The following is a 16,157-nucleotide window of genomic DNA, read 5'->3' on the forward strand; positions in this document are numbered from 1 at the left end:
AATCCCCCCCCCCCGCTGCGGGACTGGCTAGCTTTTTCTCTTCCCCATTTTTCTTTTTTTTATGCTTCTTTCTTTGTTGTTGCAGGCTGCTGCTGAAATGGCTGCCAACTACGGTCCTGGTTTGGCTGTAATGGGTGCCGGTATCGGTGCAGGTCTGGTTGCTTTGGGCGTAGGCCTGGGTATTGGTCGCATTGGCGGCAGCGCTATGGATGCCATCGGCCGTCAGCCCGATGCTTCGGGCAAAATCCAGACGGCTATGATTATCGCCGCCGCTCTGATTGAAGGCCTTGGCCTGTTCGCAGTCGTAGTTTGCGTACTTATCTGGACCAAGCTCTAAGATGATTTGCCGGGCGCTGCGCCCGGAAGTAGTTGGAAGCCCGCCGCCCGCTGCTGCCTATGCAGTTGGCGCGGCGGGCTTACCTGCTCTTACAAACTGCAGCAAGCTTAACCGGCCTTTATCCGCAGGTTCCCTAAATCTAAATTCCCTATGCCAGCTTTCTTAAATCCTGAACTCGGCCTGATTTTCTGGCAACTGGTTATCTTCCTGTTGGTGTTGTTTCTGCTGGCGAAGTTCGCTTGGCGGCCCATCCTGCTGTCGCTCAAAGAGCGGGAAGATACCATCGAAAATGCCCTGCGCATGGCCGACCAGGCCAAAATTGAAATGCAGCAGCTGAAAGCTGGCAACGAAAAGTTGCTTGCCGATGCCCGCCACGAGCGCGACCGCATGATGCAGGAAGCCACCGTGATGGCCAACCAGCACCGCGATGCCGAAAAGGCCCGCGCTACGGAAGAAGCCAACCGCATTATTGCCCAAGCCCGCGAAGCCATTCAGCAGGAGAAGAACGCTGCTTTGGCCGAGGTGAAAAACACCGCTGCCCAATTGTCGCTCGATATTGCCGAGCGTGTGCTGCGCCGCGAGTTGAGTGACCCCGCTGCACAAACGCAGCTGGTTGATGCGTATCTGAAAGACGTTAAACTTAATTAACGCCTGTCATGCTGACGAAGGAAGCATCTTATCCTGGCTGCTTTCGTCAGATTATAATAGTCCCCGAGTAGTGCGAACCTGATAAGATGCTTCGCAAGCTCAGCATGACAAACATCAAACTATGGCTGACCAACGAGTAGCGGCCCGCTACGCCAAGTCGCTTCTCGACTTGAGCAAGGAGATGGGCACGCTGAATAGCGTGAAGGAGGACATGGACCTCCTGAGCAAGACCATGGCCGAAAGCCGTGAGCTGCGCCTGTTGCTGCGCAACCCGATTGTGAAGCACGACAAGAAGCTGGCCATCCTGACTGCTATTTTCAGCGGCAAGGTGTCTAACATGACCATGCGTTTCTTCACCATTCTCACCGAGAAAAACCGGGAGTCGGCGCTGGAAAGCATGGGTACCGAGTTTCAGATTCAGTACAATGCCATGCAGGGCATTCAGATGGCAGAGGTGACTTCGGCCACCCCGCTGACGGCTGCTTCGCGGGCTGAAATAGAAAAGCTGGTAACCAAGCAAACCGGCCTGGCCGATGTAAAGCTCACCGAAAAGGTAAACCCCGACCTCATCGGCGGTTTCATCCTGCGGGTGGGCGACCAGCAGATTGACGATTCCGTGCGCACCAGCCTCCGCAAAATGCGCATCTCTTTGCAAGACACTACTTTTCAACAAAAGATGTGATGAGGTTCTTGGTTATGAGGTGATGAAGGGAAAGGCCACTAACCTTTGATTCGTCGCTTTCCTCATCACCCCATCACTATACCACCTCCCACTTAGATTCCCAAAACCATGGCAGAAGTACGTCCGGACGAAGTATCCGCAATCCTGCGGCAGCAGCTGTCCAATTTCAAGTCCGAAGCCGAGCTGGAAGAAGTTGGCACCGTGCTGCAAGTCGGCGACGGCGTGGCCCGCATCTACGGCCTGAGCAAAGCCCAAGCGGGCGAGCTGATTGAGTTCGAAACCGGCCTGCAGGGCCTCGTGCTCAACCTCGAAGAGGACAACGTAGGTGCTGTATTGCTCGGCGACTACTCGGGTATTCAGGAAGGCGCCACCGTGCGTCGTACCAACAAAATTGCTTCGATTAAAGTAGGCGAAGGCATCGTGGGCCGCGTGGTGAACACCCTCGGTCAGCCCATCGACGGCCGTGGTCCTATCCAGGGCGAGCTGTACGAAATGCCCCTCGAGCGCAAGGCTCCTGGTGTAATCTACCGTCAGCCCGTAACCGAGCCGATGCAGACCGGCATCAAGTCGATTGACGCCATGATTCCGATTGGTCGTGGTCAGCGCGAGCTGATTATTGGTGACCGTCAGACTGGCAAATCGGCCGTAGCCATCGACACTATCATCAACCAGCGTGAATTCTACGAAGCTGGCCAGCCAGTATACTGCATTTACGTGGCCATTGGCCAGAAGGCTTCGACCATCGCCCAGGTGGTGCAGTCGCTGACCAAAGGCGGTGCCATGGACTACACGGTAGTGGTAGCTGCTCCGGCCGCTGACCCCGCTCCGCTGCAGTTCTATGCTCCCTTCACCGGTGCGGCTATTGGTGAGTTCTTCCGCGACACGGGTCGTCCGGCTCTGGTGGTTTACGACGACTTGTCGAAGCAGGCTGTGGCTTACCGTGAGGTGTCGCTACTGCTGCGTCGTCCTCCCGGACGCGAGGCTTATCCCGGCGACGTATTCTACCTGCACAGCCGCTTGCTGGAGCGGGCTGCTAAAATCAACTCTTCGGACGAAATCGCCCGGGACATGAACGACCTGCCCGAGAGCATCAAGCACTTGGTGAAAGGCGGCGGTTCGCTGACGGCTCTTCCCCTGATTGAGACGCAGGCAGGTGACGTGTCGGCTTATATTCCGACCAACGTTATTTCCATCACCGACGGTCAGATTTTCCTCGAGACGAACTTGTTCAACTCGGGTGTGCGTCCGGCCATTAACGTGGGTATTTCGGTATCGCGCGTGGGTGGTAACGCCCAGATTAAGTCGATGAAGAAAGTGGCCGGTACCTTGAAGCTCGACCAGGCTCAGTTCCGCGAGCTGGAAGCCTTCGCCAAATTCGGTTCCGACCTCGACGCCTCGACCAAGCTCACCATCGAGCGCGGCCGTCGCAACCTCGAAATCCTGAAGCAGCCCCAGTTCTCACCCGTGAAGGTGGAAGACCAAGTTGCTATCATCTACGCCGCCACCAACGGCCTCCTCGACAGTGTACCGGTTAACCGTGTGCGTGAGTTTGAGAAAGAGTTTGGCCAGGTAATGAACTCGCGCTACCCCGACGTGCTGAAGGCCCTCAAGGCTGGCAAACTGGAGGATACTGCAACCAAGGCCATCCGCGAGGTAGCTAAGGACGTTTCGGCGAGCTACGCGGTAAAGTAGTCAAGCATTAAAAAAGGCCGTCATGCTGAGCTTGCCGAAGCATCTCTACTGCGTAAGTAATTATTTACTCTCGTGGTAGAGATGCTTCGGCTCCACTCAGCATGACGTTCATTTAAATCAAATAAATGGCAAGCTTAAAAGAAGTCCGCAGCCGCATTGTGTCGGTGACGAGCACGCAGCAGATTACCAAAGCCATGAAAATGGTAGCGGCCGCCAAGCTGCGTCGTGCCCAGGACAACATCGTCCGGATGCGGCCCTACGCCCAGCGCCTGAATACCATTCTGGCGAACCTGACGCGGACGACCGACAACGACATTGTGAGCGACTACGGCGTGGCCCGTGAGGTGCGCCGGGTGCTGGTGATTGCCGTAACCTCGGACCGCGGTTTGGCGGGTGCGTTCAACTCGAATGTGTTCAAGGGCGTGAATGCCGCTATTGCGGAGCGCTACGCCAACCTGCCGGCGGCGAACATTTCGTTTTTGGCCATCGGTAAGAAGTCGCACGACTACTATACTCGTAAGGGCAATGTGGTGGGCAACTTTACCCACGTCTTCGCCAAGCTGTCGTTCGAAACGGTGCGCGAAGCCGCTGAACTTGCCATGGACGGCTTCCGCGCCGGCCAGTACGACGAGGTGGTGATGGTGTACAACGAGTTCAAGAACGTGGCTACGCAGATTGTGCGCACCGAGCAGCTGTTGCCGCTCGTGCCAGCTGCTGCGCCCGTTACGGCCTCGGCCACGGCCAATGTGGACTACCTGTTCGAGCCTTCGAAAGAAGAAATCGTGCAGACGTTGATTCCGCAATCCATCAAAATTCAGCTATACAAAGCGGTGCTGGAAAGTAACGCCTCGGAGCATGGCGCCCGCATGACGGCCATGGACAAAGCCACCGACAACGCCGGTGAGCTGCTCAAGGCCCTCAAGCTGACCTACAACAGGACGCGTCAGGCGGCCATCACGACCGAGATTCTCGAAATCGTGGGTGGTGCTGAAGCGCTGGCGGCTGGCTAGGGTTAATAGGTTAATAAAAATGAAAAGCCCTGCTTCCATTGGAAGCAGGGCTTTTTTGTGCTTTGGGGTCTGCTAAGTTTTGCTAGTGACGAGGCATGGGGCGAGTAAGAATGATTAAGGAGGGGGGCTGCCTTCTGATACAGGGGCAACAGGTGGCCTCACATAGCATGAGCAGTTCTGTTTTTCGCGGTTCGTCGGGAATGCAGCCTGGTTCGACGTGAATGCACGCCGATTGAACTGAGGAGGCACACGCGCCGTAAGGTTGCTCCGTTGAAGGAATAAAACCACGTTACCAACCTGCTATACCCACACCACTACACTACCCGAAATTCTATCCAGCCATTGAGGCTTCCAGCCTCGTGCTGGGTCGATAATCGGACCAAATACCTACTCTTCTATTGTCTTTCACCTGAGCTATGTTTTCTTTCACTTCTTCTCGTCTACTCGCCACTAGCCGACAGCTGGCTTTGCCCGTTCCTCTGTTCATGCTCCTGGCTACCCCCGCTGCTCGCGCTCAAGCTCCGCTGGATGAGATGAGCGTCTATCCAAATCCGGCCCATATCCGAGCCACGGTGCAGGTGCCAGCAGTGCCCGGGACTACCCGCGCTACGGTCACGCTCACCGACGGCCAAGGCACTGTGGTATTTGAGCAGCCAGTGAGTCTCTTGGCTACCGGTGGCAAAGCCGAAGTGCCGTTGCTGGGCCGCAAGCCGGGCCTCTACCGTGTGGTAGTACAAGCCGGCGACCAGCGCATTGCCCGCACCCTCACGGTGGAATAGGTGCTGCTATAAGCACTGGCCGTAGTGCCAGCCAAAAGGCTATTCCGGCAACTGTTCCAACAAAAAGCCCCGGCGATTGACGTCGGGGCTTTTTGTTTATAGCTGCATGTACTGCCGCTGGGCGCGCTGCTTGTCAGGCTTAGGCGCTTTCGGTTGCTGCTCGAGCAGCTCCAGCAGCCGCTCGGGCGTGAAACCGGTGAAATCCTTGATGACTGAGAGCGGATTTTGAAAGTCTTTGGCTTTTAACGACGAGGCCACAGCCACGCAGCGCATGCCGGCCCTATAAGCGGCTTGCTCGCCCAGCACGGCATCTTCAAACACAATGCAGTCTTCGGCCTGGGCACCGAGCTTGGCGGCAGCTACGGAGAAAGTATCGGCGTGGGGCTTGCCGCGGTCCACGTCCTCTTTGCCAATAACGGCGTCGAAGTACTGGCGTAGGTCGAGGTGGTCGATGATGTAGCTAATGGTTTCGGGGGGCGAGCCGGTGCCGAGGCCGACTTTGAACCCGGCGGCACGGGCCGCTTTCAGAAAGGGCACCAAGCCGGGCATGACGCGGCGCTTGCTCCAGTACAGGGTGCGGTAGAGGAACTCCCGCTGTCCGGCGTATTCCTTGAGCTGCTTTTCGGGCATGGGGTTGGTGAATACCGTTTTGAGGATGGTGGAGGCGGGCATGCCGTTGAGGCGGGCCAGCAGCTTGCGGGCGTTGGTGGTCAGGCCTAGGTCGCGGAAGAGGAGCTGGAAGGCGCGAGCCTGGTATGGCGTGTTATCGACAATCACGCCGTCCATGTCGAAAATGAGGGCTGGTTTCACGAGAACAAGGTTAAGGAATAAGTAATGGGTGAATTGGGCAGCATGGAGGCAGGCTGGGGTATCTTTGCCGCCGATAGACTTACCCCATTTCGATTGAAAAAGATTTTTGCATTTGCGCTGGCTGCCACGGTGGCTATCCCTTCATTTGCCCAAAAAGCTGCCAAACCCGTTGCTCGTCCTAAACTTGTCGTTGGCATTGTAGTGGACCAGATGCGCTACGATTACATCTATCGGTACTGGTCAAAGTTTGGCAATGACGGGTTCAAGCGCCTCTTGGGCCAGGGCTTTAGCTTCGAAAGCTGTAACTACAACTACGTGCCCACCTACACTGGGCCTGGCCACGCCAGCATCTACACCGGCGCCACGCCCGCGGCCAATGGAATTATCGGCAACAACTGGTTTGAGCGCGAAACCGGCAAGGGTACTTACGTCACAGAAGACAAAACCGTGCAGCCCGTGGGCGGCACCCTCGCCGCCGGGCAGCAGAGCCCGCGCCACATGCTGAGCACCACCATCGGCGATGAGCTGCGCATGGCCACCAACTTTCAGAGCAAAGTCATCGGGCTGAGCATGAAGGACCGGGGCAGCATTCTGCCAGCCGGCCATGCAGCCAATGCCGCCTACTGGTACGACGGCGAAAGCGGGGCCTTCATGACCAGCACCTTTTACATGAAGCAGCTGCCCGAGTGGGTGGCCAAGTTCAACGCCGAGAACCGCGCCGCGCAGTACCTCAGCAAGCCTTGGGAAACCCTGCTGCCCATTGCCCAATACACCGAAAGCTCGGCCGACGACGTGCCCTGGGAAAACGTGTTCAAAGGCGAGACCAAGCCTGTTTTTCCGCACGACCTGCCCACGCTCAGCGCCGCTCCCATAGCGGCCGTGAAGGCCCTAACCAAAGCGGCCGGGGAAGTGGCCCCAAAGGAAACCCACCAAAACTTAGACCTGATTCGGTCGACGCCCTTCGGCAACAGCCTCACAGCTGATTTTGCCATTGAAGCCCTCCGGGCTGAGCAAATGGGCCAGCGGCCGGGCATCACCGACATGCTGGCGGTGAGCTTTTCGAGCACCGACTACGTGGGCCACCAATTTGGAGCCAACGCGGTAGAAACCGAAGACACCTACCTGCGCCTCGACCGCGACGTGGCCCGGATGCTCGCCGCTCTCGACAAGGCCGTGGGCAAAGGGCAGGCGCTGGTGTTCCTCACTGCAGACCATGGGGCCGCGCACGCCGTGGGCTTCTTGCAAGAGCACCAGCTGCCCGGTGGCGGCGTGGGCACGTCCATCATGCGCGACTCGGTGCAGCGGGCGCTGGTGCGCCGGCATGGCCCCGGTGCCTGGGTACTGAGCTTCGAGAACCTGCAGGTGTACCTCAACCGCCCCCTGCTGGCCCAAAAAGGCCTGGACTTGGCCAAAGTTCAGAGCGAAGTAGCCAGCATCTTGCTCGGGCTGCCCGGATTGGCCCAAACCCGCACCGCCATGGCCCTGCAAAATGCTCATTGGAGCGAGGGCTCGGGCATGTTGCAGGAGAACGGTTTTTATGCCCCGCGCTCGGGCGACGTGCTGGCCGTGCTGCTGCCCGGCTGGCTCGAAGCCTACTCGTATCCGGTGGTGAAAGGAACCACCCACGGGGCTTCCTGGGCGTATGATACCCACGTGCCCCTACTTTTTTGGGGCTGGCACGTAAAGCACGGCGAGTCGGTGACTCCGGTGAAAGTGGTGGACATTGCGCCCACCATGGCCCGCTTCCTGCACATCCAGGAACCAAGCGGCACTTCGGGGATTCCGTTGGTGGAAGTGTTGAAGTAATGCGTCGTTGGACGGCAATTTCCCTCCTTTCCAAGGAGGGGACGCGGACGCTGACCTGGTTGTGGCGTTTAACGAATCTAGAACGACCTCGTTTGTATTCGTTCTGGTGTCGTGCAACAACCGCAACCGCCCCCGTTCGAGCCCTAGGGCTCGAACATCCCCTCCTTAGAGAGGGGAGTTTTTTTGTTCTGTCATTTCCCAATTCATTCAAGATTACATGAAAAACACCTATTTCAACCCCTGGCACAACGTTTCGCGCGGCGAAGACACCCCACAGGTTGTGCAGTCCATCATTGAAATCCCTAAGGGCAGCAAGGGCAAGTACGAGCTCGACAAAGACAGCGGCCTGCTAAAGCTTGACCGCGTGCTGTTCTCGGCCGTGCACTATCCGGCTGCCTACGGCTTCATTCCCCAAACTTATTGCGACGACAAAGACCCTCTGGATATTTTAGTGCTTTGCTCGGTCGACATCGTGCCCATGTGCCTGGTTGAGGCCAAGGTTATCGGGGTGATGCAGATGGTGGACCAGAACGAGGAAGATGATAAAATCATCGCTGTGGCGGCTCACGATATTTCTGTGAATCACTACAACGACATCAGCGACCTGCCCCCGCACACGCTGCTGGAAATGCGCCGCTTCTTCGAGGACTACAAGGCCTTGGAGCACAACAAGCACGTGACCGTGGAGCGCTTCATGGGCAAGGAAGATGCTTACCGCATTATTAACGACAGCATCAAGCTCTACGAAGAAACCTTCGGCAGCGAGGTGGTGAAGGACCAGGTAACGCTGTAGCCTCCCCCGTGAGGAGGCATTAGCAAGGCGGTGCGGCCGGCTTTTGCCGCTGGCGCTCAGTTAACCACCCTTTTCCCTAATCAAGCAAAACGCCAAAAGGCGAAGCATGGTCCTCCGAGGTCCGGCTTCGCCTTTTGGCGTTTTGCTACAAGAGTAGCAAGCTGCTGGTGGCCGCTGCGCAGTTCATGTTCACGTTGGCCGGGCGGAAGATGTCTGCCTCCCGAAACTGGCCGGTAGCGCAACCAACCGTGGGGCCAGCGGCGCTAATTTCGCCCGTGGCCAATCTGCTTTCTTCTGTTCCTGCTGCGGAATCTCGGCGCCCGCTGGGCCGGCTGCTCGATGCTGTGCTGTACAGTAGCGCGTGGCTGGCCGCAGCCGCCGCAGTTCAGACGGCTGCCACGCTACACCAGTGGCCGCCTCTGGGAGCCGGGGGCTACCGGTTGGTGACCTTAGTGTTTGCGGCCACTTTGCTGGTGTATAACCTCGATGCAGCCTTGCCCTTCAAGCACCGCGAACCGGCCGGCACCTCGGCCCGCAAGGCTTGGCAGCAGCGCCACCGCCTGCTCATGCTGGTGCTGGCTGGTGTGGCAGCGATTGTGGCCGGTTTTTTCTTTTTGGTGGATGGCTGGTGGCGCTACCTGCCATTTGTTGCGCCCTTGGTGGCGCTGGCGCTGCTCTATTCGTGGCCCATCTGGTCATGGCGAGGGCGGGCCCGCGCCCTACGCGAGGTGCCGCTGCTCAAAGGTTTTCTGATTGCAACGGTGTGGACGGCCGTGACCGTAGGCCTACCAGTGCTATTGCTACAAAAGCCTGCAACTGCCGCGGCCGGCCTGTTTGGGCAGCGCTTTTGCCTGATAATGGTCATCGCCATTGTATTCGATATTCGCGACTATGGGCGCGACCGGCGCGCGGGCACGCGCACCTTTCCCGGCGTGCTGGGCGTGCCCATGGCCAAGCGGCTGGCATTGGGGTTTCTTCTCGTTTCGATGGTGCTGGGTCTGGCTCGTGGCGCTGCACCGTTGGCGGTGCTGTTGCCTGGGTTGCTGTCGGCCGGTGTGGTGAGTGCCGCAGAAGAATCACGCGGCGATTATTTCTATGCGCTGCTCACCGACGGACTACTGGTGGTGCAGGCACTTGCCTATTTTATGTTTTAGCGCGAGGTAGAGGCGCGAGGTAGAGGCGCGAAGTGTTGCGTCTCGGCGTCCGCGCCCTGAGGATGCCATTGTGCATTCATCGTTCAACGGCAAGACGCGAGGTGTCGCGTCTCTACATCCGCATCAGCGCTGGCCCGATGTGCCGCACAATATCTCCCGCTACTAGGCCCGCGTGCCCGGTATGCGCGGCGGCTAAATCACCGGCCAGCCCGTGGGCGTACACACCCAGCCGCACCGCCTGAAATGGAAGGAGCCGTGCATCGGCCCGCAGGGCCAGCAACAGGCCCGTAAGTACGTCGCCACTGCCGCCGGTGGCCATGCCAGGGTTGCCGGTGCTGTTGAAGTGCAGCTCGCCATCGGGCGTGGCCAGGCAGGTATAGGCGCCTTTCAGCACCACTAAGCAGCGGTATTGCTGGGCGAAACCGCGCAGCAGCTCCAGGCGATGGTAGTCGTCGCGGGCTCGTTCGGTGAGGCGCTCGAACTCTTTGGGGTGGGGGGTAAGCACGGTATTTTCGGGCAGCTGCTTCAGCAGCTCGCGGTACTGGCCGTGCAGGTTCAGAGCATCGGCGTCAATAACTAGCGGCAGCGGTTTAGAGCGGGTTTCTGAGCTACCGGCAGCCACTTCCAGCAACTGCCGCAGCACGGCGAGACTGGCGGCGTCCTGTCCCAGGCCCGGCCCGATGCCCACGGCTTGGTAAGGCGTCAGGTCGGGTAGCTCACTGATATAATCCGGGTGCGGGTCAGTCAGGCACATGGCCTCGGGCGCGCTGACTTGGAGGATGTCGTAGCCACAGCCGGGCACCTGCACCGTGAGCAGGCCCACGCCGCTTCGCAGGCAGGCGTTGGCGGTCAGCACGGCGGCTCCTATTTTGCCCCGGCTGCCTGCCAGTAGCAGGGCGTGCCCAAAGGTGCCTTTGTGGCTGAATTTGGGCCGGGCGGGGAGAGCGCCGGCCATTGCGGTTGCGTCGGTATAGTGCCACGACGTGGTAGCGTCGGCAATGAACTGCCCGCTAAGCTGAATGTCTTCCACATGCCATTCGCCAACATACTCAGCGTTCTGCGGCAACAGAAACGCCAGTTTCGGCAGGCTGAAGCTGACGGTGTGGTCGGCCTTCACTATTGCGGTATCAGCTGCCTGAGGCGCATCAGTAAAGAGCCCACTGGGAATATCAATGGCCACTACGTGCGCTTTCGCCTCATTAAGATGCGCAACCAAGGCAGCTGGCAGTCCTTCCAACGGTCGGCTAAGCCCGGTACCGAATAGCGCATCAATGACCAGAAGCCCAGCGGAAATTTCGGGCAGTTGGTTCTCACCGATTTCGGCTACCGGCACGGCGGCGGGCAGGCGCTCGCGGTTGTGCTGCCAGTCAGGCGACCTCTGTGCGGCGGGCAGCAGGGCCACGCGCACGGCATAACTTGCCTGATGTAGCAGGCGGGCGACGGCCAGCCCATCGCCGCCGTTATTGCCCGGGCCACACAATATCAGAATCTCACCAGCATCAAAGGTGTCAAACCGGCCGAAAAACCATTCTGCAAATGCACTGGCTGCGCGTTCCATCAGCGTCGTCGAAGTCAATTGCTGCTCTGCAATTGTTGCTTGGTCAAGCAGGCGGGTTTGGGCGGCGCTGAGGATTTTCATTGCGGAGAATAGGTTGGAAGACGATTGAAAAGAACCGTAGAATGGTAAGGAAAAGCCGGCGGTGGCGTCTGCCTGGGTGCTACGGCAAACATCCCGGCCACGGCTGCGTTTACCTAATCCCACGTGCTTTTAAACTTCAATCCCACCGATATGCAAACCTGGAACGACGTTATCCGCCTTGCCAATAATCCCATGCCTTCGCCTCGCCGCGTAGAGAAAACGCCCGACGAGTGGCGCCAGCAACTCACCGCCGAGCAGTTTCACGTCACGCGGGAGCATGGCACCGAGCGCGCCTTCACCGGTGAGTACTGCGAGGCCCACGAAGCTGGTCTCTACGCCTGCGTGTGTTGCGGCACCCCGCTTTACGACTCCACCACTAAGTTCGAGTCGGGCACTGGCTGGCCCAGCTTCACCCAACCGGTGGAGGAAAGCGCCATTCGCTACAAGAAAGACACCAGCTACGGCATGACCCGTGTAGAAGTGCTTTGCAACGTGTGCGACGCCCACCAGGGCCATGTTTTCCCCGACGGCCCGGCCCCCAGCGGCTTGCGCCTGTGCATCAACTCGGCCAGCATCAAGCTTGTAAACGAGACTGAAAAACAGCCCGCGGCTTAAGTCCGGCCCCGCAATCCTGTAGCTTTGAGCCCCGGTTGAAGACACCTTCGGCCGGGGCTTTGCGTTATCATCTTTCCTATCCCAATTCCCACCCACGCCATGTCTTTACTCTTCAACGATTTCGCCTCCTGGGGCGCGCATTGCGCCGACACTGGCGAACCCCTGTACCAGCCCGTCCTCGCGTACGAAATCGAACAAAAAGGTCGCACTGAAGACGAAATCTGGAACGGCCTGCAGCGCGCCTACGACGTGATGCGCGACGCCGTGCACGAGGGCCTGACTGGCGACATGACTTCCCGCTCGGGCATGATAAACAACGGCGCGAAGAAGATTGCCGCCTCGCCCGTCACCGTCCTTTCCCCCGAATTCAAGCAGCTCATCACCCGCGCCCTGGGCGCCAAGGAGGTGAACTCCTGCATGGGCCGCGTGGTGGCCGCGCCCACTGCCGGCGCCTCGGGCATCTTGCCCGGCGTGCTCGTGACCCTGCAAGACCTGCATAAGCTCTCCGACCGCCAGATTCTGGAGGGCCTGCTCGTGGCGGCGGGCATCGCCCTCATCATCGAGCAAAACGCCTCGCTGGCCGGCGCGGTGGGCGGTTGCCAGGCCGAAACCGGCTCGGCCGCAGCCATGGCCAGCGGCGCCATTGTGTACTGCCTGGGCGGGCCAGTGGAGCAGGTGTTTGCTGCCGTGGCGGTCACCATTCAGTGCATGCTTGGGCTGGTGTGCGACCCCGTGGCCGGCCTGGTGGAAGTGCCCTGCGTAGTACGCAACGCCTCGGCAGCGGCTATTGCCTTCAGCTCGGCCCAGATTGCCATTGCCGGCATCGACCCTGTTATTCCCGTCGACCAATGCGTGGCGGCCCTCGGCGAAGTGGGCCAGGCTATGGAAACCCGCTACAAGGAAACGGCCCTCGGCGGCCTAGCCAACACCACCCGCGGCCGTGAAATCGAGCAGCGTGTGCTGGTTCAGGACATCAACATTCTGCCCGACGACGGGGAGTAGGGCAGAAGCTACGACCGGGTCATATCAGTTATTAGCGAGAGGCTGCCCGCTGCTTCCACAACTGCCGGAACGAGGCCGGAGCCACAGCCAGCGCCTCGCGCCGCTTGCTCCAGCCCACCTGACCCAGCAGCCGGCCCAGGCTCCAGTCTTTAATCGTAGCCGGGAGCACATCCAGCGCCCAGCGGTGCTGCATGCTCCACTTCCAGAGGCCAATGGCGGCGCGCTCTTCAGTGGGCGCGTGGCCTTCTTCCACGCTTTGCTTGCGGTTGAGCAACAACAGGTTGTGCAACGGAATGCGCACGGGACACACGCTGGTGCAGGCCCCACACAGGCTGCTGGCGTAACTCAGGTGCTTGTGCTCGGGCAGGCCGCTCAGGTGTGGGCTGATAACCGAGCCGATGGGGCCGGAATAAGTGGTTTCGTAGGTATGCCCGCCGATGTTCTTGTACACCGGGCACACGTTGAGGCAAGCGCCGCAGCGGATGCAGCGTAAGGCGGCGCGCTTGTCGGGCTGGGCCAGTAGGTTGGTACGGCCGTTGTCGAGCAGGATGACCACCATTTCCTCGGGGCCGTCGGCCTCGCCGGGCTGGCGCGGTCCGAAGTATACGGTGTTGTACACCGTCACTTGCTGGCCGGTGCCGCTGGTGCTGAGCAGCGGCCAAAACAAGTCCAGGTCAGTAAGCTTGGGAATGATTTTTTCGATGCCTACCACCGCAATGTGCAGCCTGGGAAAGGTAGCCGAAAGGCGGGCATTGCCTTCATTCTCGGTCACGGCCACGGCGCCGGCATCGGCAATGAGAAAATTGCCGCCGGTCACGCCCACTTCGGCGGCGGTGTACTTGTTGCGCAGCAGGTGCCGGGCCGTGAGCACCAGCTCCTGGGCGTCGTCGGTGCTCTTGGTGCCGAGGTGTTTCACAAAGATGTTGTTGATGTCGGCCTTGCTCAGGTGCATGGCCGGCGTCACAATGTGATAGGGCCGCTCGCCGTTCAGCTGCACGATGTACTCGCCCAAGTCGGTTTCAATGGATTCGACGCCCTGGATGGCCAGGTACTTGTTGAGGTGAATTTCCTCGGTGGTCATGCTCTTGGCCTTCACCACCGTTTTGGCGTTGCAGGCCTTGGTGAGCTTGCCGATTTCGGCCAGGGCTTCGGCAGCGTCGCGGGCCCAGATTACGCGGCCCCCGCGGGCGGTGAAGTTGGTTTCGAACTGCAGCAGGTACTCGTCCAGCTTTTCGAGCACAGTGGCCTTAAGGTAGGCGCCGCGGTCGCGGGCCAGCTCGTGCTGGTCATAGAGCTTCATGCCAGCGCTCACGGCCGCGTCGTACTTGCCGATGTTGAACAGAATTTTGCGGCGGTGCTCGCGGTCGAAGGCTTTGGCTTCGGCGTCTTGCTGAAATTGAGTGGCTTTTGTGAAATTGGTCATGGCTTATTGGAATCAACCACAATGCGCTTCTCCCGGTTTACTAGTTCCCAGGCGGTGTGGAACACCAGCTGCGCCCGCTCAGCTAATTTATCAAACTCAATCTTCTCCACGTCGTCCGTGGCCTTGTGGTAGTCCTCGTGCTCCCCGGTGGTGTAGAAGATGACCGGGATTTTGCGCCGTGCAAAGTTGTAGTGGTCCGAGCGGTAGTAGATGTGCTCCGGCTCATTCGGCACGTTGTAGCGGTAGTCCAGCTCCAGCTTGGTGTAGGTGCGGTTGGCCGTTTCGTTGATGCGGTGCAGTTCCGACGACAGCTTATCCGAGCCCACGATGTTCACAAACCGCTTCTTGGGGCTGTGCTTGCGGTCGGTGCGGCCCACCATGTCAATGTTGAGGTTAGCAATGGTGTTGGCCAAGGGCACCACTGGGTTGGCCGTGTAGTATTCCGAGCCAAACAGGCCTTCTTCCTCCGCCGTCATGCTGATGAACAGGATGCTGCGGCGTGGTCCGTGGCCTTCGGCCTTGGCCTGGGCAAAGGCTTTGGCAATGGCCAGCACTGCCACCGTGCCGGAGCCGTCGTCGTCGGCGCCGTTGTAGATGGTGTCATTTTTCACCCCCAGATGGTCGTAGTGCGAAGAAATGACCAGTACTTCGTCCTTTTTATCGGTGCCTTCCAGAAAGCCAAGCACGTTTTCAGTGGTGAGCTGCTCCTGCGTTTGGGGCAGGTGAATGGTCATGGCCGGTGGCTGAAAAGACGGCGGCACCGGCTTGCCGGCCCGGCCCAGCGCGCGGGCGTATTCCAGCAGGCCCGGCAGGGTGGTGCCCGCCAGTTTCAGGCCGAGGTTCTGGGAGGTAAGGTACACGCCGATGCCCGGCGGAATGTCTTCCCGCACCGTATCGATGACGGCCGGGCTTGGGTTGGTAAGGCCGAAAACCGGTTCGCGCAGCGAAGACGCAAACTCTGTGCCCTGTTTTCGGAAAGCTTCCGTGGGGGCAAACGTCATCAGGAAAATGCTCCGTGCGCCTTTGGCTTTGGCAATGGCGGCCTTGCGCAGCCCGGAGTCCCAGTAGTTGGCCGGCCGGCCGGTGGACTTCAGCAGCTTGCGGCCTCGCTCGTCCTGCGGGTCGCCCATGATGGCCACCACGTCCTTGCCCTGCACGTCGAGGCCGGCGTAGTCAGAATAAGCGCCCTGCTCCACCCCAAAGCCCACGAATACCGGCTGCGAAACCGTTTCACTAGGAAAGGTCGACAGCATGGGGCCGTAGCTGAAAAAGTCGTCCAGCCACTCGTAGCGCTGGTTGCCCACTTTCACGTAGCCGCCCGCCGCGAGGGTGGCCCGGGTAAGCGGGAAGTGCTGCAGGTAGGGGTTGTCGCTGCCCACCACCGGCCCTTGCAGGCCCAGTGCCGCAAATTCCTTCACCAGGTATTCCGCCGCCAGTTTCTGGCCCGGCTGGCCGGCCTCGCGCCCCAGAAATTCATCCGAAGCAATGACGGTCAGGTGTTGGCGCAGCTCCTCCGGCCGAATGGTTTTGGCGTAGGTGCGCGACCAGTCCGGCGCGGCAGCAGGCTTAGCTGCCTCTGCCTTGTTCTTGGTCTTGATTTTGACCTTGGTGGGTTGCTGGACCTGGGCAACACCGGGCAGCGCGTGGGCCAGGGCCAGGAGCCCGCACAACACGATTTTTTTCATGAAGGAAGGATAGGGAGTAGGGAAGGCCGGCCGAAGCCGGACGGCACTAAAACAGAACGTCATGCTGAGTGGAGCGGAAGCG

At 59.6% G+C, this 16,157-nt stretch carries 15 protein-coding genes; 11 read left to right on the forward strand and 4 right to left on the reverse strand.

From position 1 onward, the window contains the following. The first annotated feature begins 61 nt into the window (after positions 1-61). From atpE to ACP7AJ_RS02045, 6 genes are all read left to right on the forward strand, one after another. Entirely contained in the window at positions 62-337 is a 276-nt protein-coding gene (gene atpE / locus ACP7AJ_RS02020; protein ID WP_070724489.1) for an ATP synthase F0 subunit C, read from the forward strand. 150 nt (positions 338-487) lie between these two features. Then, complete coding sequence (atpF, locus tag ACP7AJ_RS02025; protein WP_426058513.1) at positions 488-985, forward strand: F0F1 ATP synthase subunit B; 498 nt, start codon at positions 488-490, stop codon at positions 983-985. A gap of 121 nt (positions 986-1,106) precedes the next feature. Beyond that, complete coding sequence (gene atpH, locus ACP7AJ_RS02030) at positions 1,107-1,667, forward strand: ATP synthase F1 subunit delta (RefSeq protein WP_426058514.1); 561 nt, start codon at positions 1,107-1,109, stop codon at positions 1,665-1,667. Between the two features lie 108 nt (positions 1,668-1,775). Then, positions 1,776-3,359 (forward strand): F0F1 ATP synthase subunit alpha, encoded by a 1,584-nt coding sequence (gene atpA, locus ACP7AJ_RS02035; RefSeq protein ID WP_426058515.1) that lies wholly within the window; start codon positions 1,776-1,778, stop codon positions 3,357-3,359. A 125-nt stretch (positions 3,360-3,484) separates the two neighbouring features. Continuing rightward, complete coding sequence (atpG, locus tag ACP7AJ_RS02040) at positions 3,485-4,369, forward strand: ATP synthase F1 subunit gamma (protein ID WP_426058516.1); 885 nt, start codon at positions 3,485-3,487, stop codon at positions 4,367-4,369. A gap of 416 nt (positions 4,370-4,785) precedes the next feature. Next, positions 4,786-5,148 (forward strand): T9SS type A sorting domain-containing protein, encoded by a 363-nt coding sequence (locus tag ACP7AJ_RS02045; RefSeq protein WP_426058517.1) that lies wholly within the window; start codon positions 4,786-4,788, stop codon positions 5,146-5,148. A 96-nt stretch (positions 5,149-5,244) separates the two neighbouring features. Here the strand turns inward: ACP7AJ_RS02045 and ACP7AJ_RS02050 are convergent, their stop codons facing one another. After that, positions 5,245-5,958, reverse strand: a complete 714-nt coding sequence (locus ACP7AJ_RS02050; protein ID WP_426058518.1) for an HAD family hydrolase — start codon at positions 5,956-5,958, stop codon at positions 5,245-5,247. A gap of 93 nt (positions 5,959-6,051) precedes the next feature. On the opposite strand from ACP7AJ_RS02050, the gene pafA reads away from it, so the two are divergent. From pafA to ACP7AJ_RS02065, 3 genes are all read left to right on the forward strand, one after another. Continuing rightward, a complete protein-coding gene (gene pafA / locus ACP7AJ_RS02055; RefSeq protein WP_426058519.1) occupies positions 6,052-7,764 on the forward strand; it encodes an alkaline phosphatase PafA in 1,713 nt (570 codons plus the stop codon). Positions 7,765-7,981: 217 nt separating this feature from the next. After that, positions 7,982-8,557, forward strand: a complete 576-nt coding sequence (locus ACP7AJ_RS02060; protein ID WP_426058520.1) for an inorganic diphosphatase — start codon at positions 7,982-7,984, stop codon at positions 8,555-8,557. A 209-nt stretch (positions 8,558-8,766) separates the two neighbouring features. Beyond that, positions 8,767-9,711 (forward strand): hypothetical protein, encoded by a 945-nt coding sequence (locus ACP7AJ_RS02065; protein WP_426058521.1) that lies wholly within the window; start codon positions 8,767-8,769, stop codon positions 9,709-9,711. Positions 9,712-9,823: 112 nt separating this feature from the next. On the opposite strand, the gene ACP7AJ_RS02070 is transcribed toward ACP7AJ_RS02065, so the two are convergent. Then, positions 9,824-11,350, reverse strand: coding sequence for an NAD(P)H-hydrate dehydratase (locus ACP7AJ_RS02070; RefSeq protein ID WP_426058522.1), 1,527 nt, complete (start codon positions 11,348-11,350; stop codon positions 9,824-9,826). A 150-nt stretch (positions 11,351-11,500) separates the two neighbouring features. Here ACP7AJ_RS02070 and msrB point away from each other — a divergent pair, with 150 nt between their 5' ends. Both msrB and sdaAA read left to right on the forward strand, forming a co-directional pair. Beyond that, positions 11,501-11,965, forward strand: coding sequence for a peptide-methionine (R)-S-oxide reductase MsrB (gene msrB, locus ACP7AJ_RS02075; RefSeq protein WP_426058896.1), 465 nt, complete (start codon positions 11,501-11,503; stop codon positions 11,963-11,965). Between the two features lie 99 nt (positions 11,966-12,064). Next, a complete protein-coding gene (gene sdaAA, locus ACP7AJ_RS02080; protein ID WP_426058523.1) occupies positions 12,065-12,967 on the forward strand; it encodes an L-serine ammonia-lyase, iron-sulfur-dependent, subunit alpha in 903 nt (300 codons plus the stop codon). A 31-nt stretch (positions 12,968-12,998) separates the two neighbouring features. Here the strand turns inward: sdaAA and ACP7AJ_RS02085 are convergent, their stop codons facing one another. Then, positions 12,999-14,390: a LutB/LldF family L-lactate oxidation iron-sulfur protein gene (locus tag ACP7AJ_RS02085; RefSeq protein WP_426058524.1), complete on the reverse strand. Its 1,392-nt coding sequence runs from the start codon at positions 14,388-14,390 to the stop codon at positions 12,999-13,001. Next, on the reverse strand, positions 14,387-16,075 hold the full coding sequence (locus ACP7AJ_RS02090) for a M28 family peptidase (RefSeq protein WP_426058525.1): 1,689 nt from the start codon (positions 16,073-16,075) through the stop codon (positions 14,387-14,389). The genes ACP7AJ_RS02085 and ACP7AJ_RS02090 overlap by 4 nt, the downstream gene beginning before the upstream one ends. Between the last annotated feature and the right edge of the window lie 82 nt (positions 16,076-16,157).

This window comes from Hymenobacter sp. B1770 (assembly GCF_049896385.1).
GTDB lineage: Bacteria > Bacteroidota > Bacteroidia > Cytophagales > Hymenobacteraceae > Hymenobacter.